Source organism: Yinghuangia seranimata (genome assembly GCF_029953285.1).
Classification (GTDB): Bacteria; Actinomycetota; Actinomycetes; order Streptomycetales; family Streptomycetaceae; genus Yinghuangia; species Yinghuangia seranimata.
Genome location: NZ_JASAOI010000010.1, coordinates 153,958 through 179,842 on the forward strand (window position 1 = coordinate 153,958; position 25,885 = coordinate 179,842).

At 73.2% G+C, this 25,885-nt stretch carries 23 protein-coding genes; 9 read left to right on the forward strand and 14 right to left on the reverse strand.

What is annotated here, in order from left to right; translation table 11 throughout:
- On the forward strand, positions 1-981 hold the full coding sequence (egtD, locus tag QI554_RS06945; RefSeq protein ID WP_281467041.1) for an L-histidine N(alpha)-methyltransferase: 981 nt from the start codon (positions 1-3) through the stop codon (positions 979-981).
- Between the two features lie 79 nt (positions 982-1,060).
- On the opposite strand, the gene QI554_RS06950 is transcribed toward egtD, so the two are convergent.
- The 5 genes from QI554_RS06950 to QI554_RS06970 all read right to left on the reverse strand — a co-directional run bounded on the left by QI554_RS06950 (position 1,061) and on the right by QI554_RS06970 (position 7,847).
- Positions 1,061-2,026: an LLM class F420-dependent oxidoreductase gene (locus QI554_RS06950; protein WP_281467043.1), complete on the reverse strand. Its 966-nt coding sequence runs from the start codon at positions 2,024-2,026 to the stop codon at positions 1,061-1,063.
- A gap of 151 nt (positions 2,027-2,177) precedes the next feature.
- The gene (locus tag QI554_RS06955; protein ID WP_281467045.1) at positions 2,178-3,404 is read right to left on the reverse strand and encodes an acetyl-CoA C-acyltransferase; all 1,227 of its coding nucleotides are present in this window, start codon (positions 3,402-3,404) and stop codon (positions 2,178-2,180) included.
- Complete coding sequence (locus QI554_RS06960) at positions 3,401-4,636, reverse strand: acetyl-CoA acetyltransferase (RefSeq protein WP_281467047.1); 1,236 nt, start codon at positions 4,634-4,636, stop codon at positions 3,401-3,403. The genes QI554_RS06955 and QI554_RS06960 overlap by 4 nt, the downstream gene beginning before the upstream one ends.
- A complete protein-coding gene (locus QI554_RS06965) occupies positions 4,633-6,387 on the reverse strand; it encodes a class I adenylate-forming enzyme family protein (protein WP_281467049.1) in 1,755 nt (584 codons plus the stop codon). Before QI554_RS06965 ends, QI554_RS06960 begins: the two co-directional genes overlap by 4 nt.
- Positions 6,384-7,847, reverse strand: a complete 1,464-nt coding sequence (locus QI554_RS06970; RefSeq protein ID WP_281467051.1) for a carotenoid oxygenase family protein — start codon at positions 7,845-7,847, stop codon at positions 6,384-6,386. Before QI554_RS06970 ends, QI554_RS06965 begins: the two co-directional genes overlap by 4 nt.
- Before the next feature lie 100 nt (positions 7,848-7,947).
- Here QI554_RS06970 and QI554_RS06975 point away from each other — a divergent pair, with 100 nt between their 5' ends.
- Positions 7,948-8,871 carry a winged helix-turn-helix transcriptional regulator gene (locus tag QI554_RS06975; protein WP_281467053.1) on the forward strand — a complete coding sequence of 308 codons (924 nt, stop codon included), beginning with the start codon at positions 7,948-7,950 and terminating at the stop codon, positions 8,869-8,871.
- A gap of 57 nt (positions 8,872-8,928) precedes the next feature.
- Here the strand turns inward: QI554_RS06975 and serS are convergent, their stop codons facing one another.
- From serS to QI554_RS06990, 3 genes are all read right to left on the reverse strand, one after another.
- The gene (gene serS, locus QI554_RS06980; protein WP_281467054.1) at positions 8,929-10,215 is read right to left on the reverse strand and encodes a serine--tRNA ligase; all 1,287 of its coding nucleotides are present in this window, start codon (positions 10,213-10,215) and stop codon (positions 8,929-8,931) included.
- A gap of 211 nt (positions 10,216-10,426) precedes the next feature.
- Positions 10,427-11,833 carry an SPFH domain-containing protein gene (locus QI554_RS06985; protein WP_281467056.1) on the reverse strand — a complete coding sequence of 469 codons (1,407 nt, stop codon included), beginning with the start codon at positions 11,831-11,833 and terminating at the stop codon, positions 10,427-10,429.
- 44 nt (positions 11,834-11,877) lie between these two features.
- Positions 11,878-13,284, reverse strand: a complete 1,407-nt coding sequence (locus QI554_RS06990) for a peptidoglycan-binding protein (RefSeq protein ID WP_281467058.1) — start codon at positions 13,282-13,284, stop codon at positions 11,878-11,880.
- A 220-nt stretch (positions 13,285-13,504) separates the two neighbouring features.
- Between QI554_RS06990 and QI554_RS06995 the strand changes: the two genes are divergently transcribed.
- Positions 13,505-14,704, forward strand: a complete 1,200-nt coding sequence (locus QI554_RS06995; protein WP_281467060.1) for a phytanoyl-CoA dioxygenase family protein — start codon at positions 13,505-13,507, stop codon at positions 14,702-14,704.
- Between the two features lie 18 nt (positions 14,705-14,722).
- Here QI554_RS06995 and QI554_RS07000 read toward each other — a convergent pair whose 3' ends face one another.
- The 3 genes from QI554_RS07000 to QI554_RS07010 form a co-directional block, all read right to left on the reverse strand.
- Entirely contained in the window at positions 14,723-15,637 is a 915-nt protein-coding gene (locus tag QI554_RS07000; protein ID WP_281467062.1) for an NAD-dependent epimerase/dehydratase family protein, read from the reverse strand.
- A gap of 80 nt (positions 15,638-15,717) precedes the next feature.
- Positions 15,718-16,092 carry an STAS domain-containing protein gene (locus QI554_RS07005; protein ID WP_281467063.1) on the reverse strand — a complete coding sequence of 125 codons (375 nt, stop codon included), beginning with the start codon at positions 16,090-16,092 and terminating at the stop codon, positions 15,718-15,720.
- A 253-nt stretch (positions 16,093-16,345) separates the two neighbouring features.
- Positions 16,346-17,074, reverse strand: a complete 729-nt coding sequence (locus tag QI554_RS07010; protein WP_281467064.1) for an aminoacyl-tRNA hydrolase — start codon at positions 17,072-17,074, stop codon at positions 16,346-16,348.
- A gap of 97 nt (positions 17,075-17,171) precedes the next feature.
- Here QI554_RS07010 and QI554_RS07015 point away from each other — a divergent pair, with 97 nt between their 5' ends.
- Together QI554_RS07015 and QI554_RS07020 are read left to right on the forward strand one after the other, a co-directional pair.
- Positions 17,172-17,762 (forward strand): TetR family transcriptional regulator C-terminal domain-containing protein, encoded by a 591-nt coding sequence (locus tag QI554_RS07015; RefSeq protein WP_281467065.1) that lies wholly within the window; start codon positions 17,172-17,174, stop codon positions 17,760-17,762.
- Positions 17,763-17,821: 59 nt separating this feature from the next.
- Positions 17,822-18,727: a haloalkane dehalogenase gene (locus QI554_RS07020; RefSeq protein WP_281467066.1), complete on the forward strand. Its 906-nt coding sequence runs from the start codon at positions 17,822-17,824 to the stop codon at positions 18,725-18,727.
- 57 nt (positions 18,728-18,784) lie between these two features.
- On the opposite strand, the gene QI554_RS07025 is transcribed toward QI554_RS07020, so the two are convergent.
- The 3 genes from QI554_RS07025 to QI554_RS07035 all read right to left on the reverse strand — a co-directional run bounded on the left by QI554_RS07025 (position 18,785) and on the right by QI554_RS07035 (position 21,273).
- On the reverse strand, positions 18,785-19,585 hold the full coding sequence (locus QI554_RS07025; RefSeq protein ID WP_281467067.1) for a TIGR03084 family metal-binding protein: 801 nt from the start codon (positions 19,583-19,585) through the stop codon (positions 18,785-18,787).
- Positions 19,586-19,664: 79 nt separating this feature from the next.
- A complete protein-coding gene (locus tag QI554_RS07030; RefSeq protein WP_281467068.1) occupies positions 19,665-20,534 on the reverse strand; it encodes an alpha/beta hydrolase in 870 nt (289 codons plus the stop codon).
- 127 nt (positions 20,535-20,661) lie between these two features.
- Positions 20,662-21,273, reverse strand: coding sequence for a TetR/AcrR family transcriptional regulator (locus QI554_RS07035; RefSeq protein ID WP_281467069.1), 612 nt, complete (start codon positions 21,271-21,273; stop codon positions 20,662-20,664).
- 155 nt (positions 21,274-21,428) lie between these two features.
- Here QI554_RS07035 and QI554_RS07040 point away from each other — a divergent pair, with 155 nt between their 5' ends.
- The 4 genes from QI554_RS07040 to QI554_RS07055 all read left to right on the forward strand — a co-directional run bounded on the left by QI554_RS07040 (position 21,429) and on the right by QI554_RS07055 (position 25,873).
- Positions 21,429-23,114: an N-acyl-D-amino-acid deacylase family protein gene (locus tag QI554_RS07040; RefSeq protein ID WP_281467070.1), complete on the forward strand. Its 1,686-nt coding sequence runs from the start codon at positions 21,429-21,431 to the stop codon at positions 23,112-23,114.
- A 355-nt stretch (positions 23,115-23,469) separates the two neighbouring features.
- Positions 23,470-24,147 (forward strand): phosphatidylserine decarboxylase, encoded by a 678-nt coding sequence (locus QI554_RS07045; protein WP_281467071.1) that lies wholly within the window; start codon positions 23,470-23,472, stop codon positions 24,145-24,147.
- Entirely contained in the window at positions 24,134-24,976 is an 843-nt protein-coding gene (gene pssA / locus QI554_RS07050) for a CDP-diacylglycerol--serine O-phosphatidyltransferase (RefSeq protein WP_281467072.1), read from the forward strand. The genes QI554_RS07045 and pssA overlap by 14 nt, the downstream gene beginning before the upstream one ends.
- Before the next feature lie 168 nt (positions 24,977-25,144).
- Positions 25,145-25,873, forward strand: a complete 729-nt coding sequence (locus QI554_RS07055) for a rhomboid-like protein (protein WP_281467073.1) — start codon at positions 25,145-25,147, stop codon at positions 25,871-25,873.
- Positions 25,874-25,885 lie beyond the last annotated feature (12 nt).

Here is a 25,885-nt window from a genome sequence, read left to right on the forward strand (position 1 = left end):
GTGACCCGACCGACCAGCCTCACCGTGCGCGGCCACCTTCCCGACGGCTACCTGGCCGACGCGCTGCGCCGCGACGCCGCGCTCGGCCTCACCGCGCATCCCAAGTGGCTGCCGCCCAAGTGGTTCTACGACGCACGCGGCAGCCGGTTGTTCGAGGACATCACCCGATTGCCCGAGTACTACCCGACACGTGCCGAGCGCGAGATCCTCGAACGCCACGCGGTGGACATCGCCGCCACGCTGTCCGCGCACACGCTCGTCGAACTCGGCTCCGGCTCCTCGGAGAAGACCCGGCTGCTCCTCGACGCGCTGCGCGGGATCGGCTCGTTGGAGCGCTATGTACCGGTCGACGTCAGCGAACCCGCGCTGGTCGAGGCCGGCGAGGCGCTGCTGCGCGACTACCCCGGCCTGGCGGTCGAGGCCGTCGTCTCCGACTTCGACGCCCACCTCGGCATCCCGGACGGCCCCGGCCCGACACTGGTCGCATTCCTCGGCGGCACGCTCGGCAACCTGACGCCCGACCAGCGCGCGGTGTTCCTCGCCTCGGTGCGCTCCCAACTCCGCGCCGGGGACGGCCTGGTGCTCGGCGCCGACCTGGTCAAGGACCCCGGGGTCCTGGTCCGCGCCTACGACGACGCGGCCGGCGTGACCGCCGACTTCAATCGCAACGTCCTGCGCGTCCTCAACCGCGAACTCGACGCCGACTTCAACGTCGACCGCTTCGACCACGTCGCGGTGTGGGACAGCCAGAACGCGTGGATCGAGATGCGGCTGCGCTCGCACGGCGACCAGACGGTCAAGCTGCGGGACCTCGACCTGGTCGTCGAGTTCGCCGACGGCGAGGAGATGCGCACCGAGATCTCGGCGAAGTTCCGCGCCTCCGGCCTGGCCGCCGAAATCGAACGGGCCGGCTTCGCGGTCACCCGCTGGTGGACCGACAGCGAGAACCGCTTCGGCGTGGCCCTCGCCACCCCGGTGTAGCCCCAACCGGCTTACGGGACAGGGTTCTTCGGCGCCCGGTCGGGCATCGCCCGACCGGGCGCCCGCCTGTTCCCTTCGGTCAGCGCAGCACGTCGAGCGTCTGGACGCCTCCGGGGTCGGCGTCCGTCGAGCAGGGCACGAGGACGAGTTCGTCGACGCCTGCGGCCGCGTACCGCGCGGTCATGGCCTCGACCGCGTCGCGGTCGGGCCCGGACAGGGCGACGACGTCGACGAGTTCGCGCGGGACGGCGGCGAGGAGTTCGCGGGGGTGCGGGCGGGTACGGGCGTGGGCGACCAGGTCGGCGTATCCGGCGCGGGCGAACATCTCGCCGTAGCCGGGGGCCGCGAGGTAGGAGACCAGCCCTCGCCGGAGTTGTTCGGCGCCCGCCTCGTGCCCGGGTCCCACGGCGGCGCCCACCCAGGCGGCGACGGTGGGACGGGGGCGCCCCGCCTGGGCCGCGGCCTTCTCGACGTCGGCGACGAGGTCGGCGGCGGTCTCGGGTGAGACGAGGTTGAGGACGAGCCGGTCGGCGTACCGGCCCGCGGTGCGCAGTGCGGCCGGCCCGAAGGCGGCGACGGTCAACGGCCCCGGGACGGCCGGGAGGCGCAGCCGGTAGCCGCGGCAGCGCAGCACGTCGCCGTCGAGGTCGGCGCGGTCCCCGGACAGCAGGGCCCGCACGGCGACGGCGGACTCCTCCAGCGCCCGGCCGGCGCGGGCGCGTGAACGTCCGTGCCAGTCCTCGACGACGACGGTGGAGGACGTGCCGAGCGCGACGGAGACCGGGCGGCCGGTCAGGTCGGCGACCGAGGCGGCGCCCATGGCGATCGTCGCGGGGTCCCGGACGGTGACCGCGAGCGGGCCGACCGTCAGCGGGATCCGCGCCGTGCGGGCGGCGACGGCGGTGGCGAGGGCGAAGGCGTCGTAGGTGGCCATCTCGCCGATCCACAGCTCCGCGTAGCCGAGCAGGTCGGCGGCCTCGGCCGTCACCAGCACCTCGGCGGGCGGCCGGTCCTGCCACAGGCCGAGGGACACGGAGCGTTTCACGGGCGGGCCTTCCGGACGTGGTGGAGGTGCTGACGGTCGCCGGCATCCCGGCCGCCCGACGCGGCGGCGCCGGACCGGCCCAGCGCTTGTCGGGGGGATCTTGTCGGCCAGGCCCGGCGCAAGGCCCGGGTCCCCCAGACAGGCCCTAGGGTCATCCGGCCGCCTCGAGGACGACGGCGGTGCCGAGTCCGGCGGCGCCGCTGACCGCCGCGACGCCGAAGGTGCCGCCTGAGCGCCGTAGTTCGTCCGCGCACGCGCCGACGAGGATCGCGCCGGTCGCGCCGAAGGCGTGCCCCATGGCGATGGTTCCGCCGTTGACGTTGAAGCGGTCGTCGCCGAAACCGAGGTCGCGTTGGATCTTCAGGCACAGGGCCGCGAAGGCCTCGGCGTACTCGACGACGTCGACGTCTCCGCTCGCGAGTCCGGCGCGTTCCAGCGCGCAACCGACGGCGGTCTGCCCGGCGACGAGCATCCGCACCGGGTCGCAGCCGGCGCTCGCGGAGGCCGCGATGCGGGCGACCGGGGTGAGGCCGAGGCGTTCGGCCTGCCGGGCGGTGCCGATCAGGGTGAGGCACGCGCCGTCGGCGAGGGACGGGGAGGTGCCGCGGGTGTGCAGGTGCCGCACCTCCTTCAGGTGGGGCAGGTGGCGCAGCGCGAGTTCGTCCTGCCCTGACGCGCCGAGCTCCGCGAAGGCCGCTTCCAGCCCGGAGAGTTGCTCGAGCGTGGTGCCGGGGCGCACGTGCTCGTCGGCGGCGAGCAGCACCGTCCCGTCGGCGGCCGTCACCGGCACGACGCCGTCGCTGAAGCGGCCTTCCGCCCAGGCCCGAGCGGCGCGTTCCTGGGTGCGGACGCCGTACTCGTCCAACTCGCCGCGTTCGCGCCCCTCTTCGGTGGCCACGACGTCGGCGGCGATGCCCATGTGCACGCTGCCGATCCGGTCGACGACCGCCGGGTCGGTCCACAGCGGCCCCTTGTCGGCGAACATCGGTACGCGCGAGCTGGATTCGACGCCGCCCGCGACCACCAGCTCCGCCTGTCCCGAGCGGACCAGGGCCGCGCCGAGCGCCACCGCGTCGATGCCGCTCGCGCAGAACCTGTTGACGGTCTGCCCGGGCACGGCCTCGGGCCAGCCAGCCATCAGGGCGGCGGTGCGTGCGAGGTTCCCGCCCTGGTCGCCCACCTGGCCCGCGCAGCCCAGCACGACGTCGTCCACCCGCGCCGGGTCGAGGCCGGTGCGCGCGGCCAGCGCGTCGAGCAGCCCGACGACGAGGTCGAGCGGCGGTACGGACGCCAGCGCCCCACGCGCCGAGGCCTTTCCGCGCGGTGTACGCACATGCGCCAACAGGTAGGCCTGGTCCGCGCTTTGAGCTTCCGTCATGCGTCCTCTCCGCGTCCGATAACGGTGGCGACGGTCGTGGTGAGCGATCCGCCGACGTTCAGCGTCAGCGCGGTGCGCGCGCCCTCGACCTGCAGGGGCCCGGCGGTGCCCGCGACCTGCCGGGCGGCGTCGAGCGCCATGCGCACGCCCGTGGCGCCGACCGGGTGGCCGAGTCCGAGCAGGCCGCCGCCGGGGTTGACCGGCAGCGTGCCGTCGGCCGCGACGACGCCGTCCTCGACGAGCCTGCCGCCTTCGCCCGGGCCGACCAGGCCCAGGTGTTCGAGGGCGACGAGCGCGGTGATGGTGAAGCAGTCGTGCAGTTCGGCGACGTCGATCGCGCCGGGCCCGGCGATGCCGGCGCGCCGGTAGGCGTCGGCGACGGTTCCGGCCAGGTGCGGGAACATCACGCCGCCGGGGTCGCGGCGGGCGAGCTTGTCGGCGAGCGGCAGGACGTCGGTGCGGTGGCCGAAGCCGCGCAGCGCGGGCAGCGTGTCCAGGCTGCGGCCGCGGGCGCGCGCCCAGGCCTCCGCGTAGCGGGGCGAGGCGAGGAGCAGGGCGGCCGCGCCGTCGGTGATGCGCCCGCAGTCCGTCTTGCGCAGCCGGCCCTCGACGACGGGGTTCGCGGTGTCGTCGGCGGTGAACGCCGAGGGCTCGAAACGCCAGTCGCGGGCCTGCGCGAGCGGGTTGCGGGCCGCGTTGGCGAACGCGGAGCGGGCGATCTCGCCGAGCAGGTCCGCGTCCAGGCCGAAGCGTTCGTCGTAGGCCTGGGCGATCTCGGCGAACAGCGCGGGCCACGGGTAGGTCGCGCCGATCGCCTCGTGGCCGGCCCAGGTGGCGCTGCCCAGGTGCGCGGCGGCCTGGTCGGCGGGCACGTTGCGCATCAGTTCGACGCCGACCACCAGCGCCAGGTCGTAGCGCCCGGCGGCCAGGTCGGCGTCGGCGGCAAGCAGCGCGGTGCCGCCGGACGCGCACGCCGCCTCGTGCCGGGTGCTGGGCAGGCCGGCGAGCCCGGGCACGGCCAGTGCCGCGAGCCCGCCCAACTGGGCCTGTCCGGCGAAGAGTTCCCCGGCCAGGTTGCCGATGTGCACGACGTCGACGTCGGCCACGTCGACGGCGGCGTCGGCCAGCGCCTCTTCGACGGCCTCGCGCAGCATGTCGCGCAGCCCGAGGCCTTCCTTGGCCCAGTGACGCGCGAAGTCGGTCTGCGCGCCGCCCAGGATGAACGCGGTCATGGTGCCTCCTCCGGCGGGACTGCGGGTGCGGAGTCGTCCTCGGCCGGTGCCGCGAAGCGGGCGCGCAGCTCGGCCTTGGCCACCTTGCCGACCGGGTTGCGCGGCAACGCGTCGACGGTTTCCAGGCGTTCGGGCAGCTTGTAGGTCGCGATCCCGATCTCGCGCAGATAGCCGACGAGGCCGGCGAGGTCGGGCGGGTCCGCGCCCGGTGCCGGGACGACGACGGCACAGGCGCGTTCGCCGAGCACCGGGTCGGGGACGCCGACGACGGCGCACTCGGCGACGCCGGGGTGTCCGGCGAGGTGGCCTTCGAGTTCGGCCGCGGAGATGTTCATGCCGCCGCGCACCACGATGTCCTTGGCCCGGTCGACATAGCGCAGGTAGCGCGGGTCCCCCGCGGCGTCGGCGGCGTACGCGAACAGGTCGCCGGTGCGGAACCAGCCGTCGTCGTCGAACGCTTCGGCGAACGCGTCCGGTCGGCCCGGCACCGGCAGGTAGCCGGAGAACACGCCGGGCCCCTTGATGCGCAGTTCCCCCGGCGTGTCCGGCGCGGTGACCTCGGCTCCGGTGGCGAGGTCGACCAGGCGTGTGCGCATGCCGTGCGAGGCCCGGTTGCGCCACGTGTGCGTCGGGGATCCGAAGCGTGGGAAGTAGTGCGCACGGTCGCGGTGTCCGGGCACCGTCACGGGCCCGGCGACCAGGCTGGCGCCCTCGTTGGAGCCGAAGAAGTTGAGGACCTCGATGCCGAACCGGTCGGCCCAGCCGACGGTCATCGCCTCGGTGAGCGGTGCCGATCCGGAGCCGACGACGCGCAGCGTGCCGAGGGCGCCCTCGGGCAGGGCAGGGTGCGCGAGCACCGTCGACAGCAGCGCGGGTGGCACGACGGTGTACGTCACGCGCTCCTTGGCGATCTGCTCGAAGAACACCCCGGCGTCGAACGGGTGGTGCTGGACGAGCGTCGCGCCGGTCATCAGCCACGGCACGAACATGCCGCCGATGCCTGCCATGTTGACCATGGGGAACGGATTGAGCAGCACGTCGTCGCCGGTCAGCCCGGCCTCGTCGACGCTGCCGAGCGCCATCGGCGACCAGTCGTCGGGACAGCGCGGCACGCCTTTGGGGGTCGCCTCGGTGCCGGACGTCCAGCAGACCGTGACGCACTCCCCCGGGTCTGCGGTGAACCGGCTGATGTGCCGGGCGAGTTCGTCCGGACCGACGGCGTCCCCGCGGTCGAGCGACGCGACGCCGTCGGGCAGGTCGCGGGCGGGGCCGAACGCCAAGACCGTGACCTCGTCTCCGTAGACCTCCCGCGCGGCGGCGGCCGCAGCGCGCTTGCCGACACGTGTCGCCGTGACGAACGCCGAAAGCCCGGCGACCGCACCGAGCGTGCCCAGTTCGTGTTCGCGGTGCTGCACCGGGAACGGCGCGACCGCGCCGCCAAGCCGGTGCACCGCCAGGTACACGGCCGCCAGTTCGGCGCTGTTGGGCAGCTGGACGCCGACGACGGTGCCGCGCCCGACCCCGTGCGCGAGCAGACGGCACGCCAGGTCGTCGACGTACGCGTCCAGTTCGGCCCACGTCAGGCGCAGCGCCTCCGCGTCGAGGTGGGCGGCCTTGTCCGGCGGGTCCACGAGGGCCACGGCGTCCGGGCGTTCGGCCGTCCGGTCGCGGAACAGGCGGTCCCACGTCGGGACGCCCCACCATCCGGCCGCGCGGAACTCGGCGACCCGTACGGGCGGATGCAGCCTCACCGGGCGGCCCCGTCCAGCTGGTCGGCGCGCACCCAGCACGAGTGGAAGCCGGTCGGCACGCGCTGCGGCAGCAGGATCCGGCACACCGGTCCGGCGGCCAGGTCGGCGGCGTCCAGGACCACGACTTCGGAGCGGCCCTCGCGTTCGTCGGTCACGAAGGACACCAGGTAGCCGTCGTCCTCCTCGGTCCCGCCGTCACGCGGCGCGAACGGCGCCTCGGAGCCCCACCGGCCCGGGCCGAACCTGTGGTCCTGGCGCTCGCCGGTGTGCAGGTCGTACCGGACCAGGCCGTCGAACAGCAGCGTGTCCTCGGGGGCGATGTGCACGGCGTACCCGAACCGGTTGCGCCGCCCGACCACGCGCGAGTCGACCATCGGGAACTCGGTGTTGTCGTCGTCGCGCGGCCCCTCGGTGGTGCGGCCGGTGCGCAGGTCGAAGCGGTAGCGCCACAGTTGGGCGTCGAGCCGCAGGTAGGCGAGCATGCGCGCGAGCGGGTGGCGGATGCGCGGCTGGTGCTGCGGGTCCTTGACCCGGCACACGTCCATGACGATCTCGTCGCCCTCTTCCCACGCGTTGACGACGTGGTAGATGTAGCCGGGCGCGGCCTCGAACCAGCGCACCGACGCGCTGTCCCCGCGGCGCGGCAGCACGGCGAAGCGCGACGGGAGTTCGCGTTCGAAGTGGATCCGGTAGCGGCCCTGGAGGCGCGCCTCCTGGTCCTGGATCAGCGGCAGGTCCATGAGGACCACGTGGTTCTCGGTGATCGCCATGTCGTGCGGCAGCCGCGGCCCGGGCAGGCCGATGTCCGCGGTGTGCGCGACCTTGCCGTCCGGGCCGACGACGCCGTAGCGCAGGTAAGGCGGTTCGGGCCCGTAGTCGAACCAGAACAGCTCGCCGGTGGCCTCGTCGACCTTCGGGTGTGCCATGAAGTCGCCGGTGAGCGTGCCGAGGAAGGTCTCGGCGCCGAGCGTCTCCAGCGACAGCGGGTCCATCGTCGTCGGCGACCCGCACAGGTACCAGGTCGACAGGATCCGGCCGTTGAAGAAGATGACGTCGGTGTTCGCGGAGTCCTTGATGCCGAGCCCGTGGCCGTTGCCGAACGGGTTGCCCTTCGGGTCCTCCATGACACCGGTCCACAGCGCCTGCCCGGCGGCGTCCTCGGCGGCGAACGCGGCCGTGCGCACCCAGCGGTTGGCGTAGCGCGCGCGGCCGTTCTCGAAGTGCACGCCGTGCACCATGCCGTCGCCGTCGAACCAGTGGTAGCGGCCCTGCGCGGGGAACCTCCGGTTCGGCCCGTTGCGCAGGTAGACGCCGTTGAGATCCCTCGGGATCTCACCGATCACTTCCAAATCGTCAGCTGAGATCTCGGTATCCACCGGGGCGTACACACCCAGCAGATAGGGGTTCTCCTCGCCCTCGAGGGGTCCCGAAGTGCGCGTATCGTTCCGGGTTTCCGTCATTTCCGCCTCCGCCGAGCGGTCGCACTCGTTCGGTGTTCCGGGTGGTACGACGTTCCTGAAGCGGTCGCGACGGTACTCCTGGCTGCGCAATACTTCCAGAGTGAAAGCGACAGCCGCGAACCGGCACACCTCACTCGGGCACGGCCTGCTGGTGCTCGGCGACCTGTGGAACCTGCTGCTCGTCCGCGGTCTGCTCACCGCCGGACCCGGCCGATTCCTCGACCTCAAGCAGCGCCTCGGGATCTCCGATCCCGTGCTGGTGCGCCGGCTGCGCGACCTCGCCGACGACGGCCTGGTCCGCGCCGGGGAGCGCGCCGAGTACACCGCGACCGAGGCGGCACTGGCGGCATGGCCCGCGTTCGTCGCCCTGCACGCGTGGGACCGGCGCTGGGCGCCCGGCTCACCGCTGCGGCTGCGCACCCCGCTGGTGCACGACGCGTGCGGGCACCGCACCGACCCGGTCTTCGGGTGCGGCGCGTGCGGCGCGATCGGTCTGAGCGCGCGCGACACGACCGCCGAGGTCGACCCCGACGTGCCGTTCGCCGCGACCAACCCGCGTCGCCGCTACCACCGTTCGGCGAGCGCGGGACCGGCGGCGGGCGACGCCGACCCGGCGGGCCCGGTCGCGTCGGCCGCGGTCCTCGCCGACCGCACGTCGACGGCGCTGCTGGCCGCCGCGTTCCTCGGGCACCGCCGCTTCGGCGACTTCCAGACCGCGCTGCACGACACCGCCCCGCACACCCTCACCAGCCGCCTCGCGCTGCTGACCGAGCAGGGCATCCTCGCCAAGGAGCCGCTGCGCGCGGGCGGCCGCCGGCACGGCTACCGGCTCACCCCGAAGGGCCACGACTTCTTCCCGACGTTCGCGTGCCTGATCGCCTGGTCCGGGGCGTGGTTCACCAGCGACGGCCGCGCAGGCGTCCGCATCACCCACCGCGCGTGCGGCGCCGAGCTGGTCCCGCGGTGGACGTGCAACGCGTGCAACGCCCCGCTCACCCGCGCGGCGCTCAGCGGGTCGGCCTGAAAACGCCGGCGCCCGGCCCCGCGGTGTGCGGGGCCGGGCGCCGAACAGGTCGTACCGTCAGGCGCCGGGCGCCTTCAGGATCTCCGCGCCGACCCACTTGCGCAGCGGCTCCGGGACGACGACCGAGCCGTCCGCCTGCTGGTGCTGCTCGAGGATCGCGGGCAGCAGCCGGCTGGTGGCCAGGCCGGAGGCGTTGAGCGTGTGGACGAACGCCGACTTGCCGTCCGCCGGGCGGTACCGGATGTTGCCGCGCCGGGCCTGGTAGTCGCGGGAGTTGGAGACCGAAGAGACCTCGATGTACGAGTCGAGGCTGGGCAGCCACACCTCGATGTCGTACGTGCGCGCCATCGCCGGGCTGGTGTCGCCCGCCGCCAGCTTGCTCACCCGGTAGTGCAGGCCGAGGGCCGCGACCAGCGCCTCCGCCTTGCCGATCAGCTCCTCGTGCGCGGCCGCGGAGTCCTCCGGCCGGGTGAACTGGAACATCTCGACCTTGTTGAACTGGTGGCCGCGCAGCGTGCCGCGGTCGGACGCGCGGTAGCTGCCGATCTCGCGGCGGTAGCACGGCGAGTACGCGAAGTACTTGCGCGGCAGCTCGGCCTCGGGCAGCGTCTCGTCGCGGTGCAGGTTGACCAGCGCGGTCTCGGAGGTCGGCAGCAGGAACTTCGCCGGCCGGCCGTCCTCGCCCTGCTCGATGACGAAGACCTCGTCGGCGAACTTCGGGAACTGACCCGCGGTGTAGCCCGCCTCGTAGGTCAGGATGTGCGGCGGCAGGACGAATTCGTAGCCGTCCTTGCGGTGCTCCTCGACAAAGAAGTTGAGCAGCGACCATTCGAGCATCGCGCCGTTTCCGCTGTACACCCACAAACCGGAGCCGCCGAGCTTGGCGCCGCGCTTGTAATCGATCAGGCCGAGCCCGCTCGCCAAATCGACATGGTCCTTGGCGGTGAATTCGAATTCCGGCTTGGATCCGCTTTCGCGGACCACCGCGTTGTTCTCCTTGCCGCCCGCGACGACATCGTCGTCCGGCAGGTTGGGCAGCGCGTCGAGGAACCGCTGACGGGCCTCCTCGACCTCGCCGAGCCGCGCCTCGAGCTCGGCGAGCCTGGTCCCGACGGCCTTCGCCTGCTCGCGCAGCGCCTCGACGTCGCCGCCTTCGCGCGCGGCCTTGGCGACCTCGCCCGACAGCTTCTTCCGCTCGGCGCGCAGCTGCTCCGACTCGGTCCGCGACCGGCGGAACTCCTCGTCCATCGCCAGGAATTCCGACAGATCGACGTGGACCCCGCGCTTCGCCAAAGCCAGGCGGACGCGCTCGGAATCCTCGCGAATAGCGGCGGCATCTAGCATGGTACTGTCGCGCTCCGTTTCATCGGTCACTCGCCTCGGATGGGCTGCCCCACATTCTGTGGTCGCCGGGCCAGGGTATTCCGAGGTTTTTCGGGCCTCGACCGTATTTCTTGAGCGAGCCGACAGAACGGAATCATGCTACCATCACCGGCCCCCGCGGAATTGCGGTCGCGGACCGGGTGACCGGTCAGGTGCCGGAGCGGGTGGCCGGTCAGTCGCGCGAGGCGGGCCGCGCGGTGCCGCGCGTGGTGTACATGGCCACCGTCAGGTCGCGGACGAACTCGGTGCGCCCGTCCTCGTCGAGCCGCACCAGCGCGCGCTTGGTGAACTGGTCGACCGCCTGCGAGACGGTGTCGACGACGTCGTCCAGCACGGCGGTGCGGGTGGAGGCGTCCAGGCTCGCGATACGGCGGCGCAGCATCGACTCGGCGACCTGCGGCGCGTAGTCGATGTGCAGCGGCTGGACGGAGAACACCTGCACGCCGGCGGCCGTCATCGCGCCCGCGAGCCGCCGGGTCATCTCCTCGCCGATGGTGTCGCTGTCCCGCAGCGAGGGGTGGCCGCGCGTGAAGCTGTCGCACGGCAGGCTCGCCGCGACCGAGCTGACCGCCGCCTCGATCTGCTGCCGCAGGTACTGCTCGTGGTCGCGGACCCCGAAGCGCGCCCTGGCCGAGTCCCGGACCTGCCACACGACCAGCACCATCACCTGCAGCGGGGTGCCCTGGCGGTCGGTCAGGTCCATGGGGCGGCTGCGCCAGTGCCGCAGCCTCGCGTCGACCTTGCGGCGGCGGGTGAACGGCACCGCCCACACCAGGCCGGTGCGCCGCACGGTCCCCTTGTAGCGCCCGAAGCGGCTGAGCACCCGCACGGTTCCGGCCTGCACGACCATGACGCCGAGCAGCAGCACCACGCCGACCACGGCCGCGACGGCGCCGACCGTGAAGACCGTCGTGGACGAGGCGTCCAGCAGCGGGCTCTTCCGCACGCTCGCGGGCAGGCTCGAGTCGACGGCTCCGGTCGCGGCGAGCGTCCAGGCTCCGGCGCAGACGGCCGCGGTGAGCGCGGGGCCGGCCAGCCAGCCGGGCAGGGTGAGCGCGTTGCGTTCGCGCAAGTCCTGGTCGGCGCGCGGGAATCGGGCGCGCACGACGGTCGCGGACAGGCCCTCGTGGGCGTCGGTGGTCTCGGCGGGGTACGCCGATTCCGGGGCGGTGTTGGGGGTGGCCTGTGTCGCCATGTGCGTGCCTCGTTCCCGCGGTCCGGCCGCGTGCGCGGCGGGGGCGGCCGAGCCGAGGCCGGCCGCGCTGAGCGCGCGTACCTCGGCGGTGTCCAGGATGCGTCCGTCGAGTGCGGTGTCCCCGTACGCCGTCTGTGCTGTGTGTCCTGCGTGTTCGGTGGGTGCGGTGTGTTCGGTGCGTGTCGGGTGGTCCGGGTGTGCCGTTCGCGGACGCCGGGTGTCCGGGTACCCGCGTTCGGCGCCGGCTATGTCGGGAACACCCGGCCGGGGGGCGCCGTCCCAGACGACGACCACGCGCGCGGCACCGCCCGGCCGCCGGCGCGCACCGCCCGGGCCGGCCCCGTCCGGCGCACCGGTGCCCCCGGCCGCGTCATCACGTGTCACGTGTGCTCCTCATCCCGCTCGCCGTGAGCCGTGCCCGGTGCGCGTCAGCGCATCAGCAGCGCCCACGTGTCCTTGCCCGGGATCCCGTCCGCCTCCGAGCCCGTCCACCCCTGGTCGCGCTGGAACGCCGCGGTCGCGTTCCGGTCCGCGTCGCCCCATGTCGGGCCGGGGCCTTCGCTGTAGTAGCCGCCGTAGCCCTTGCCGACGAGCGCCTGCCCGAGCTGGGTGATGTACGCGTTCGACTGCCCGGGGCCGAAGTACTGCGCGCCCGGGAACGCGTTGCCCGTGCGCGGGGTCGTCGTGCCGCCGCCGCTCGAGCCGCCGCCCGTTCCGGCCGCGGCGGTGAGCCGGGCCCAGGTGTCCTTGCCCGGGATGCCGTCGGCGTCCGAGCCCGTCCACCCCTGGTCGCGCTGGAACGCGGCGGTGGCGTTCTGGTCCGCCGAACCCCAGGTCGGGCCGGGCCCCTCGCTGTAGTACCGGCCGTAGCCGGCGGCGACCAGCATGGTGCCGAGCTGGGTGATGTACGCGTTCGACTTCCCGGGGCCGAAGTACTGCGCGCCCGGGAACACCGCGCCCCTCGGCGTCGTCGTCCCGCCGCCGGTCCCGTCGTCGACGACGTTCTTGTAGCGGTAGGGCTTGTAGCTGGAGGCGTAGCTGAAGTACGCGTACGGGATCGTGCGGTGCTTGGTGCCTGGCGGGGTCTGCTCGTAGCCGACGTAGCTGGTGTGCGACCCGTCGACCCACCGGTCGAAGATCACCACGTGCGAACCGCGCACCGGGTCGGCGGAGTTGTGGAAGAGCAGGATGTCGCCGGGCTTGAGGTCGCTCTTGGTGATCAGCACGGCGTAGTCGTCGAGGTTGCCCGTCCACGCGTTCTCCGACAGGCCCCAGGCCATCGATACGAAGCCGGAGCAGTCGGTGCGGTAGCCGCCCCGGTACCCGGACTGGCTGTAGGGCACGACGAGGTCGGCCCAGCCCTGCGCGCGGTCGATTATCTGCTGCCGGGTGACGGTGGCGAGCCCCGTGCCCAGCCCCGCCGTACCGAGCCCGGGCGTTACGGTCTTGCCGCCGCTGGAACCGCCGAAGCGCAGCGGGCCGGGCTCGCCCTGCGGCGTCTCCACGTCCCCGTAGGTGTCGTCGAGGGCGTCGACGGCGGAGCCCGCCGCGGTCCCGTCGAACGGCCGCTGCTCCTGGTCGAGCGGCCCGTCGGACAGCGGCTGCCGCGGCCCCTGGTCGTCCACGGCGGTGTCGTGGTCGAGCACGCGGGCCGCGGCGGGCGCGACGCCCGCGGCGACGAAGCCGGCGGTGACCACGGTGGCGGCGGTACGGCGCGCGCGCCGCGCCGGTCCGCCGCCGTGCCGTTGGGCGAGCGCCTCCTGCCTGCGGGCGGACACGCACGCGAGGCATGTGCAGGAGGGGTCGGCGATGTCGTCGAATACCGGGGTGTCCATGGGCGCCTGCCTCTGCCTCGCGGTCACGGATGATCAAGACGATTGAACACCATTAATCACACAAGTCACGCCCATTCGTACCAATTCCGGCAATTCTCGCGAAAGCCTCATAAACCTCGGTTCACTCGTTGGGCTCCACGACCCGGCCCCCGCAACCCTGGTGACACCCCGTCAGGCACGGCATACTGCGCCCGATGTCACCTGCGGGGAGGGGCACAGCATGCACGCGGCCGACCTGATCGACGCCGAGACGTACCACCGCGACATCGTGCCCGGGCTGCTCGCCGGCGAAAGAGGGCTGCTCGCCGCCACCGGCCTCGCCGGGCTGCGCCCGCTGACGCTCGTCGTCGACGACGCCGCCTGGACGTACCGCGCGCAGGACGGCCGGCTGCGCGTCGAACCCCGCGGCACCGCCCCGGACGCGGACGCCGACGGCTCCGTGTGCTCGCTGTCCCCACACGCGTGGACCGACTTCGTCACGCAGCTGCGCACCGCCGCCGCCCTCGCGATCGCCGGGGACGTGCGGGTCGAAGGCGGCAGCGTGCTGGACCTGTTCGCCTGGGAACCGGCGCTGCGCGCGCTCTACCAGGGCGTGCCGGTCTTCCTGCCGACGGGCGCCGCGCTCACCGACCGGCACGGCCGCGCCGTCGACCTGGAGCGCGCCTGGACGCTGGACGACACCGACGCGGACCTCGCCGACTTCTTCGATGCGACCGGCGTCATGCGGGTGCGCGGGGTGTTCTCCGCCGACGAGGTCGCCGCGCTCGACGCCGAGGTCGACCGGCTCGCCGCCGAGGCGCGGGTCGGCGACGACCGCTCGTGGTGGGCGCAGGACGAGTCGGGCGCCGACGTGCTGTGCCGCCTGGTCTACGCGAGCGAGCGTTCCAGAATGATCGGCGACCTCGCGCGCGACCCGCGCCTGCTGCGGCTGTCCTCGCTGCTGCACGACGACCTGGCGCCGTCCACCGACCGTATGGAGGGCATCGGCGTCCTGCTCAAGCCCTCCGGACGGCTCAAGGGCCTGGCGAACATCCCGTGGCACACCGACTGCGGCCTCGGCGGACACCACATCACGTGCCCGTCGGTCGCCATCGGCATCCAGCTCACCGGGTCGTCGCCGGAGACCGGCTGCCTGGAGGCGGTCGCCGGGACGCACGGGCGCACCTGCCCGCCGCCCGACAAGGGCGACCTCGGCGACCTGCCGTACATGCTCGTGCCGACCGACCCGGGCGACGTGACCGTGCACATCGCGGACGTGCTGCACGCCTCGCCGGCCCCGACCGGCGCCGGCGGGCGGCGCACGATGTACGTGACGTACCACCCGCCGGCGCTGTTCGAGCACGTCGGCCCGGGCCTCGCGGTCAACGACCTGATCCGCAGCCGCAGCGCCGAGCAGCTGGAGGCCGGGCTCGGCCGCTGACCACGCGGCCGGGGGGCGTCAGCCCTTGAGCAGCTCGGGGTGGAACTTGGCGACCATGCGCCGCATGCCGTCCTTCCAGTGCACGTCGGTCGTGCCGATGACCTCGTGCATGCGGGTCAGGTCGAGCGCGACGCTGCTGATCGTCTCGTCGGTCGGCTCGAACTCCGGCTGGATGCCGGTGATCTCGCCGAGGTAGGTGCACCACTCCTCGATGCTGACGGCTTCGCTGCCGCCCCAGTTGACGGTCGTCGCAGGGGTGCCGGCCGCACGGAAGAGCTTCGGCAGCGAGGCGACGATGTCCTCCTCGTGGATGGGGTGGTACACGCTCGGCGCGTCCGAGTGCACCTGCACCGGCGCGCCCGCGAGCATCATCTCGAAGTGGATCGCCGGCCAGCCGCCGTTGTCGCCGTACGGCACGCTCAGCCGCGCGATGGTGGTCGGCAGGTTGTAGCGCGCCGCGCCCCAACGGGCCGCGCCCTCGGCGGCGATCTTGCAGATGCTGTAGGTCTCGAGGAACGACCACACGCGGTGGTTGTCGCCGAGCGCGTCCGACTCCTTGAACGCCTTGTGCCCGTTGGGCTGGTAGACCGCGGTGGACGAGCAGTGCAGGAACGCCCGGGCGGAGCGGTGGTGGTCCATGAGCCACAGCACACCGCCCGCGTTGCCGTCGAGGTCCGCGTCCCAGTCGCCGCTCTTGGCCACCGCGAAGTTGACGACGTAGTCGGCGTCGGAGGGCAGGTCGGCGACCTCGCCCGCGGCGAGGTCGATCTTGACGCACTTCACGCCCGCCGCCTCGAGCCGCTCACGCGCCTCGTCGTCGGTGAACCGCGCCGCGCCGTAGACCTCGTTGTCGCGCGCGAGCAGCTTGGCCACCGGCTCGGCGACCTGTCCGGTGACCCCGGTGACGACGATCTTGGAGCCTTTGAGTGCCATGCCAAGCCCTTCCACGCGACGGCCGTTTCAGGCCGCAACGTAGCGCAGGCATTTGACTCAAGCAATGATCGCCCGGGCGGTCAGCCGGCCTCCGCGGCCCCCGCCGGCTCGTCGTCCGCGAGCGCGTCCGCCAGTACCGGGTGCACATCGAACAGCCGCCGCAGGCCCAGCGCGGTGAACACGCGGTTGACGTGGTGCTCCTGGTTCGCGGGCAGCACGAGGCGCAACTGCCCCGAGCACGACCGCAGCAACCGCCGGGCGCCGACCAGCGCGCCGATGCCGGTCGAGTCGCAGAACACGACGTCGGTCAGCTCCAGGACCAGGTGGTGGCGCCCCTGGGCCACCGCCCGCCTGACGTGTTCGCCCAGCTCCGGGACGACCGCGAAGTCGACCTCCCCGGAGACGAACAGCACGGTCCAGCCCTGGTGGTCCTCGGTGGTCACCTGAAGATTCACGTCGAGGCAGCTCCCTGGTCGGCAGGCCGCGCCGCGGCGCGACCGGGACCCTGGCCGCGCGGCACGGGGGCCGGATCGGTGCCCCGGCCAGGGACCACCGTAGCCCTCGGCCGTTGGCCGTTCGGGGAAGGCACGGTTACGCGCCGGTCTCGTTTGCTCGCCGAAACCGTCACCGACCTGCCCGTGAACGGGCCGATCGGTCCCTCGCGCAGGGGGCGCAACACCGCTACGGGCGCCGCGATGTGACGTACGGTCAGGCCCGGCCGCGGGCCGCGCGCAGCTCCGGGAGGTCGGCGACGACCGTGCACGAGCCGGGCGCGATCTCGGTGAACCCCGCGTCGCGCACCACCGGAAGGCCGGAACCGGGAGCGGTCAGCGCGGGCCAGTCGGCGGCCGACGCGGTACGCACGGCGAGCGGAAAGCCGTCCGCCGCCCAGCGGTTGCGGGCGTCCGGCCCGAGCGCGAGCCAGCCCAGCTGCGCGGCGTGGCCGGCCTGCGCCATCGCCTTGCCCGCGGTCATCTCCAGCTCGGGATTGCACCACAGGACGGGAACACCCGGCGCGGGCGCGGACGGCGGCTCCGGATCGTCCAGGTCGGTGCCGGAAACCTGGAGCCGGGCCAGCTCCTTGGGCCACGCGTCCAGCGGCACGGGCGGGAACACCCGCACCTCGGCGCCGTCGTGCGCCACAGTGAGGCCGTCGAGCACGGACGCGCGGCGCCATTCGGCCCCGCGGGCCCGGCGCACGACCTTGCGGATGCGGCCGTCGGTCCACGCGGTGACGCGCTCGGCCCACTCGCCGGCCACGGAGCGCTCGTCGGAGAGGAAGGCCAGCACCGCGTGCGCGGCGGCCTCCAGCGCGGCGGTGCGCGCGGGCGGCGCGTCGCGCTCGATGCGCACGACGAGCGGCAGGACGAACTGCGGCGCGGCGTCGCGGTCTGCGGTGGTGTCCCTGGGGCTGCTCACCTGACGATCATGCCGCACCCGGCGGGGGGGGGGGCGCCGCGCGCCGGTCCGCGCGGGGGCGGACCCCTGGCGGCGGCCTGTTGACAGAACCAATACGAACGTTCATATTGGATTCATGGCCAGGGCTTCCAAGAAGGACCAGATCCTCGACAAGGGCATGCGGGCGGTGCGCCGCCACGGGCTCGTCGGCTCCAGCGTCCGCGACATCACGGCGGCGGCCGAGGTGCCGCTCGGGTCGTTCGGCAACCACTTCGCCTCCAAGGAGGCGTTCGGGATCGCCGTGATCGACCGCTACTTCGAGGGCGTGCGCGGCATCGTCGCCGAGACGCTCGACGACCTGTCGCGGTCGCCGCTGGAGCGGCTGCGCGCCTACTTCGACGTCATCACCGAACGGCTGGGCGCCCGCGAGTGGCACGACGGGTGCCTCATCGGCAACACCAGCGTCGACTCGGTGGAGGCCAGCGAGGCCATCCGCACGCACCTCGTGGAGGTGTACGCCGAGTGGCACGAGCCCTTCACACGCTGCCTCGAGGACGCGGCCCGCGAGCAGGGCGTCGAGCTCCCCATGCCGGCCGCGGACTGCGCGGACTTCCTGATGGCCTCGTGGCAGGGGGCGATGCTCCGCATGAAGGTCGAGCGCTCCCCCGCGCCGCTCCACAGGTTCAAGACCGTCGTGTTCGACGCGCTGCTCGTGCCGCGCGGCTGACACACCCGCTCCACAGCACTGCCCTCCCCCACACACGCGTACGGAAGGACGGCACCATCATGACCACGCACACCACCCAGGCGCACACCACCGGCTCGGCCCTCGACCCGCACCCGCGCAAGACGGCGGACGTGCTCGGGACGTACATGAGCTACGTCGACACCGGCGCCGCCGCCGGCACCGGGCCCGTGGTGTTCCTCCACGGCAACCCGACCTCGTCGTACCTGTGGCGCAACGTCATCCCGTACGTCTCCGACCGGCACCGGGTGCTGGCGCCCGACCTCGTCGGCATGGGCGCGTCCGGGCCCGTCACCGACGGCGGCTACCGCTTCGCGGACCACGCGCGCTACCTGGACGCCTGGTTCGACGCGGTCGTCCCCGAGGGGCCGGTCACCCTGGTGCTGCACGACTGGGGGTCGGCACTCGGCTTCCACTGGGCGGCGCGGCACGCCGAACGGGTGCGCGGGATCGCGTACATGGAGGCGATCGTTCAGCCGCGCCTGTGGGCGGACTTCCCCGAGGGGCGCGACACGCTGTTCCGCGCGATGCGCTCGCCGGAAGGCGAACGGCTCTGCCTGGACGAGAACTTCTTCATCGAGACGGTGCTGCCCAAGAGCGTCCTGCGCACCCTCGACCCGGAGGAGATGGACGCCTACCGCGCGCCGTTCGCCACGCGGGAGTCGCGTATGCCGACCCTGGTGTTCCCGCGCGAGCTGCCGATCGACGGCACGCCGGCCGATGTGGCCGAGATCGTCGAGGCGTACGGCGCGTGGCTGGCCGGCTCGTCCGTGCCGAAGCTGCTGATCTCGGCCGCTCCGGGGGCGATCCTGGTCGGCCGGGCGCTGGAGTTCGCGCGCACGTGGCCCAACCAGCGCGAGGTCGAGGTGGCCGGCATCCACTACGTCCAGGAGGACTCGGCGGACGAGATCGGCGCCGCCGTACGGGAGTTCGCCGCCGGGCTCTAGGCGGCTGGAGCGCACGGTGTCGGGCCGGCGGGGTTCCTCCGCCGGGCCGACGCCGTTTCAGGCGCCGCGCGCGCCGGGCGCGCGGCCGGGGCCCGGGTGGCCGACGAACGTCTGGGCGATGTCGAGCCACCGGTCGGCGTCCGGGCCCGTCGCCTTGAGGGCCGTGTCGTCGCGGTGGACGCGGCGGACCGCCAGCAGGGCGAAGTCGAGGCCGGGGCCGGTGACGGTCTGCGCCGCGCCCGGCGGGCCGAACGTCCACAGGTCTCCGTCCGGTCCGGTGAGTTCCACGCGGAACTCGCCTTCGGGGACCGGGAGTCCGTAGATCCGGAAGGCGTGGTCCCGGGTCTTCACCCCGAGCCACGCGACGTGCCGCAGGCGCGCGGTGGGCTCGCGCCGCACGCCGAGCGCGTCGGCGACGTCGCCGCCGTGCGCCCACAGCTCCATGAGCCGGCCGGTCGCGATGGCTCCCGGGCTCAACGACGAACCGAGCCACGGCAGCCGCGTGCCGGGCGGGTGGCCGCCGAGCGCCTCCAGGACGCCGGCGCGGCCCGCCCGCCAGCGGGCGAGCAGGTCGGCGGGGGTCTCGCCGGGGACCTGCGGGCCCACCGCGTCCATCGCGGTCTGGAGCATGGCGACGACGCCCGCTTCGGCGGCTCGGAACGCCTCGGGGTCGCGTCCGGCGAGCGTCGCGAGGTCGTCGCTGGCCGCGAGGTGCTCGACCTGGTTGGCGATCGTCCAGCCTTCGGCGGTGGTGCGGATCCCCCACTGCTCGGGGGTGAGTTCGGCGACCAGCGCGTCGAGCGCGTCGCCTTCGGCTTTCAGGTCGAGCAGGATGTCCGTGCCTTGGCCGGGTGCCATGCGGCCCTCCACGTGTCGATTTCCCTGACTCAGTCAAGGATGCATGATCCAGGCGGTTGGCGACACCCTTTCGGGCCCGTCAGCGCGAAGCGGTCGCCGCGCCGCGGAGGAAGTCCGTCATCGCCGCGAGCGCGGCCCGCGACTCGGGGAGTTCCGGGAAGACCGTCGGCCACACGTGCTGCATGCCCGCGACGAAGTGCGCCTCCACAGTGACGCCGGCCGCCGCCGCGCGCGCCGCGAACGCGGTCGCGTCGTCGAGCAGCACCTCGTGGCCGCCCGCGAACAACTGCACGCGCGGCAGGCCGGCGAGGTCGCCGAGCAGCGGCGAGACCAGCGGGTCGTGCGGGTCGTGGCCCTGCAGGTAGAACTCGGAGCCGACCCGGGCCGCGTCCATGCCGAACATGCCGTCGGTCGCGGCGTTGCGCTCGAACGCGCCCGACGCGAAGGTCTGGTCGAGCCACGGCGACAGGAGGAGCAGGCCCAAGGGCGCGGGACGGCCGGCGTCGCGCGCCGCGAGCGCGAGCGCGGCGGCCAGCCCGCCGCCGGCGGAGTCGCCCGCGACGACCAGCGGGCCGTGCGCCTCATAGGCGGCGTCGTAGGCGGCCGCCGCGTCGCGCAGCGCCCCCGGGAACGGCGCCTCGGGGGCGAGCCGGTAGTCCACGAGCACGATGCGGGCGTGCGCGGCCGACGCCAGCCGCGCCGCGAACTCGGTCCACCCGGCGGCCTCGCCGAGCCGGTAGCCGCCTCCGTGCAGGTACAGGACGGTGACGTCGGGCTCGGGGGCCTCGACCACCAGGCACGCGACACCGCCGTACGCCCGCGACCGCACGACGGCGGCCGGGTCGGGGTTCTGCGGCAGCTGCGCGACGGCCTTGCGCCGCTCCGCGAGGTCGTCGGGCGCGGGCCGCCCCACGCGCTCGTCCGGCAGGTTCCACGCCTCGAGTCCCATGGCCGCGCCCTCCGTTGCCTCACCGCCGCGATCGGGCGGCACCGGCGCATGGTGGCACGGATCGCACGAGGTAGCGACGGGAACCACGACTGTTTCGTCGCGAGGCCGCGCCGCGGAGCGGACGCAATCAGGGCCGGGGCGCGGCGCCGTCGACGACGAGGGCGGTCAGGGCGTCGACGAACGCGCCCGGCATCGTGACGCCGCGCACCGCGCGGGTGAAGACCGCGCCCAGGACGGCGTCGAACAGCACCTCGGGGTCGACCTCCGCCCGGACGGCGCCGCGGGCGACCGCGGCCTCGAGCAGGGCACGGAACTGGCCCCTGACGCGGTTCTCCAGGCCGTCGATGACGGCGGCACGCAGCCCCGGGTCCTGGTGCAGGTCGGTGAGCAGGCCCGGCAGCGCGGCGCGGGCCTCGGGTCGCTCGTACGACGCGACCGTGTCGCCGATCATGCGGCGCACGTCGGCCGCGAAGTCGCCGGTGTCGGGGATCAGCACGTCGGCGTCGCGGGCCGGGAAGACCGCTTGGTGCACCAGGTGCGCCTTGGAGGGCCAGCGCCGGTAGATCGTCGGCCGGGTCACGCCCGCGCGGCGCGCGACGGTCTCGAAGCTGAGCCGCGCGTAGCCGTCCTCGGCCAGCAGGTCGCGGACCGCGGTGAGGATCGCGTCGTCGATCTGCGGGTCGCGCGGCCGACCGCCGAGCGGGCGGCGTGCGTCGGCTGAGGTCGTCGAGGGGGGCAAGGGCGAAGCCCTTTCGAATATGGGCGGTGGGGGGCGACGGGTGGGAACGGTCCGGATTGTGGCAGCGGGCCCCCGCCCTTGACTAGTTCACCTAGTTAAATTACAACCTGCATCATAACCGGGGGACGACGAAACGCCGACCGCGAGGAGACGCCGTGGCCGATCTGCTGGTACGAGGAGGAACCGTCGTGGACGGGACGGGCGCGCCCGCCTTCCGCGCCGACGTCCGCATCACCGACGGAGTGATCACCGAGGTCGGCCCCGACCTCGAACCGCGCGGCGAGCGCGAGCTGGACGCCGCGGGCGCGTACGTCGCCCCCGGCTTCATCGAGATGCACACCCACCTCGACGGCAGCATGTGGTGGAACCCCGACCTGGACCCGCTGCCCGCGTACGGCGTCACGACCGCCGTCTTCGGCAACTGCGGCATGTCCGTCGCCCCGCTCCGGCAGAGCGCCCGCGAGCCCGTCCTCGACCTGTTCACCTTCCTCGAGGACCTCCCCCTCGACGCGTTCCACAAGAACGTGCCGTGGACGTGGGAGCGCTGGCCCGAGTACCGCACCGCGTGCGAGGGCCAGGCGACCACCCTCAACGTGGCCGGCTTCGTCGGGCACCTGACGCTGCGCACCACCGTCATGGGGGCGGAGGCCGCCTGGGAGCGCGCCGCGACGCCGGAGGAGATCGCCGCGATGGCGGAGCTCCTCGACGAGTCGCTGGCGCACGGGGCGATCGGCCTGTCGACGAACGTCTTCGACAAGGACCGCTACCTGAAGCTCGTGCCGACCCGGCTCGCCGACGACGCCGAGTTCGAGGCGCTGGTCGACGTCCTCGCCCGGCACGAGGGCGCGACACTCCAGGTCATCACCCGCTTCAACGAGCCCGAGAGCATCGACGGGGACGTCGAGCGCTTCGCCCGCATCTGCGCGCCGCGCGGCGTGCGCGGGCAGTGGACGGCCATCCCGGCGACCGTGCGCGAGGACTATCTGCGCGAGCAGACCATTGCGCTGCACCGGCGCATCCGGGAGAGCGGCGCGGACTTCTGGCCGAACGTCCCGCACAAGCCGCTGGAGCCGTTCTTCAACTTCGAGCGCGCCCTGACCTTCCAGCGGGTCGCGGCGTGGAACGAGTGGATCAACGGCCCCGAGGAGACCAAGCTCGCCACGCTCGCCGACCCCGAGTGGCGGGCGCGGGCGCGCGAGGACTACGACAACCGGGTGAGCTCGTCGACGTCGCGGCTCGACCGCCCCGAGACGCTGATCTTCGCGATCTCCGAGACCGGCGCGGGCCCGCTGGAGGTCTCCTGGCGCGCGTACGCGGAACAGGAGGGCAAGCACCTCTCGGACGCGCTGGCGGACTGGATCCTCGCCAACGGCATCCGCTCGTGCATGCGCGGCATCCCGGACGCCTTCGACGAGGAGGCCGTCTCGGAGCTGTTCAAGGAGCCGCACACGCTGACCAACATCAACGACTCGGGGGCGCACCTGCAGCTGTTCTGCGGGTCGGGCGAGAACGTCTACCTGCTGACCCGGTACGTGCGCGACGCGGGCCTGCTCACGGTCGAGGAGGCGGTGCACAACCTGACCGGCAAGCTCGCCGGCTACTTCGGGCTCGGCGACCGCGGCGTCATCGCCCCGGGCAAGGCCGGCGACCTCGCGGTCTTCGCGCTCGACGAGATCGAGGTGCGCCCGGAGACCAAGGTCCACGACAACCCGGACGGGTCGTGGCGGTTCACCCGCGGCCCCTCGGGCGTGCGTGCGACGGTGGTCGCCGGAACACCGACCGTGCTGGACGCGGAACCGACCGGCGCGCGCCCGGGAACCATGATCGGGCGCCGCGCGTAGGAAGGGTGTAAGACCGGTGGAACGCCGGGTCGGGGCGCCTCCCCGGCCCGGCGTTTGTCACGCTCTTGTCACAAATCGTGCAACAAGGGGGTCTTAAGCCCCCTTATCCCTCGTCTGGCGCGCTTTTTCGGGAGAGGGGATTTGGCACGGGGCGTATCCGAAGGGCAACCTGGATGGCACGAGCAGCAGTGGATCCCGTGCTCGCAAGGCCCTGGAACGATCCGATTCTGGTGATATGCGCGGCGCTCCATGCTCAAAGGTCGACCAGGCATAGAGCGCAATGACCCTCAGTGTAGGTAGCATCCGCCGAGTGCCGCCCCACTACCGACGGGCACGCCCCCGACAAAGGTTCTCGATGAGTGACGATTCCCCCGCGCCGACCTCCGCAGTCGCCCCGCCGCGCCGCACCTCCGTGCGCCTCGCCAAGGGGGCTTCCCCCTGGCTGGTGCCGACTGCGCTGACGGCGGCGGTAACCGGCTGCGCGGCGCTCCGCTCCCGGCGCTGGGCCTACGCGGCCGTGCCGACGCTGGCCCTCACCAGCGGAATGCTGTGGTTCTTCCGCGACCCGGAGCGCACCCCCGGCGACGACGTACGAGGCGGCATCATCGCCTCGGCCGACGGCGTCGTACAGAGCATCGACCCGTGGCCGGACGGCCGGATCCGGGTCGCCACGTTCATGAGCCCGCTCAACGTGCATGTGAACCGGGCGCCGCTGACGGGTGTCGTCAAGTCCGTCGAGCACAAGCCGGGCGGCTACATCCCGGCGTTCAACAAGGAGAGCGAGCACAACGAGCGCGTCGTGTGGGTGTTCGACACCCCGCGCGGCGAGATCGAGCTGATCCAGATCGCGGGCACGGTGGCCCGCCGCATCGTGCCGTACCTGGAGCCGGGCGCGGAGGTCGAGGTCGGTGAGCGCATCGGGCTCATCCGCTTCGGCTCGCGCGTGGACGTGTACCTGCCGCCGGGCGTCGAGCCCGCGGTGACGGTGGGACAGCGGACTGTAGCCGGGGAGACGCGCCTTGACCGGGATTGATTTCGACGATCTCGCCGAGTTCGGCGACGACCGGCCGATTCCGAAGCTCGACGCCGTCGACGAGGAGACTCCTCTCTCGTCGCGGATCTCGGCCGCCGACGTGCTGACCCTGGGGAACGCCGCGTGCGGCTTCCTGGCGGTCTACTTCCTGGCGGTCGCCACCATCGGCCAGCAGCTGAACGGGGCCGGCGTGCCGGCCGACCGGCGCAGCGCGGGCGCGGCGGTGGTCCTGATGCTGATCGGCGCGCTGTTCGACCTGTGCGACGGCCTGGTGGCGCGCAAGCTGCGCCGCTCCGCGCTGGGCGCCGAGCTGGACAACCTCGCGGACGTCATCACGTTCGGCGTGGCCCCGGCGTTCTTCGTGGTCACCTGGGCGGCCATCCCGCTCGGTCCCGGCAAGACGCCGGCCGTGCTGGTGGCGCTGTCGGTGCTGATCGCCGGTGTGCTGCGGCTGGCGCGTTTCGCGTCCACGCCGGGGCGCCCCGGGGTGTTCCAGGGCATGCCGATCCCGATGGGCGCGCTGACGGTCGTGTCGATCGTGCTGCTCGACCTGCCGTTCGCGGTGGGCGCGGCCGGCATCGTGCTGACCGCGTGGCTGATGGTCAGCCGGGTCGAGTACCCGAAGCCGCAGGGCAAGCTGGCGCTGCTGACGATGCTGTTCATCGCGGCGAGCGTGAGCTGCCTGACGCTGTGGGCGACCGACTCCCCCGGCGGCGACTCGATGCTGATGATGGGCGCGAGCCTGCAGATCAGCCTCGCGATGAGCATCCCGGTGATGGCGATGACCCGCCGCGGTGCGCGGTTCATCGGCGTGCGGATGATCCGCTAGGCGGTCCGCGCGGCGGGCGGCCTGGTGACGCGTCCTGAGCGTGTCCTGTGAGTTCCCGCGCGTTCCTGTGCGTTTCAGCGGCCCCGGTCCTTGCCGGGGCCGCTGTGTTTTGATGGGCTGGATCGGGCGGAAGCGGGCTCCGGCGGAGCCCGGCGAGGAGGGCGGCGGATGCGGCGGGGTTCGCGGGCGGTCTGGCGGGCGCTGCGCGGCGTCCACGACTGGGCCGCGTCGGCTCCGGGCACGTACATCTGGCTGCTGACCGTCTATGTGACGACGTACGTGTACCTCCATCTGCCCAGCGACGACCAGACGCCTTTCCTGAAGCGGCGCAGCACCAACATCCACCACCTCAACACCGACCCGCTGCACGTGCTGGCGTCCAGCGCGGTGTGGGCCGAGGGGTCGCACCTGATCAAGTTCACGGTCATGTTCACCGTGATCTTCGCGGTGGCGGAGCGCTGGATGGGGACGTGGCGGTGGCTGGGGGTCGCGGCCCTCGGGCACGTGGGTGCGTCGTACCTGAGCCAGTCGCTGGTGCTGCTGGGCATCAAGACCGGTGAGCTGCCGGAGCGGATGCGGAACGCGGTGGACGTCGGGCCCAGCTACGGGCTGATGGCGGTCGCGGGCGTGCTGTTCTACAAGTTCGCCGGGCCGACGCGGTGGGTGTACCTGGCGGCGCTCGGGGCCTATGTCGGCTTCCCGGTCTACCGGGACCGCGACTTCACCTCGGCCGGGCATGTGACCGCCGCGCTGATCGGGCTGGCCTGCTACGAGCTGGTGAAGGGCCGGCCGAAGTGGGACCTGCGGACGTCGCGCCCGGTGACCCGGCTCGCGGCGCGGCTGAGGACGCGCGGCCGCGCCGAATCGCCGTTGCTCTGGGAGAATTCCGGCAAGTAGCGCAAGCTTCGC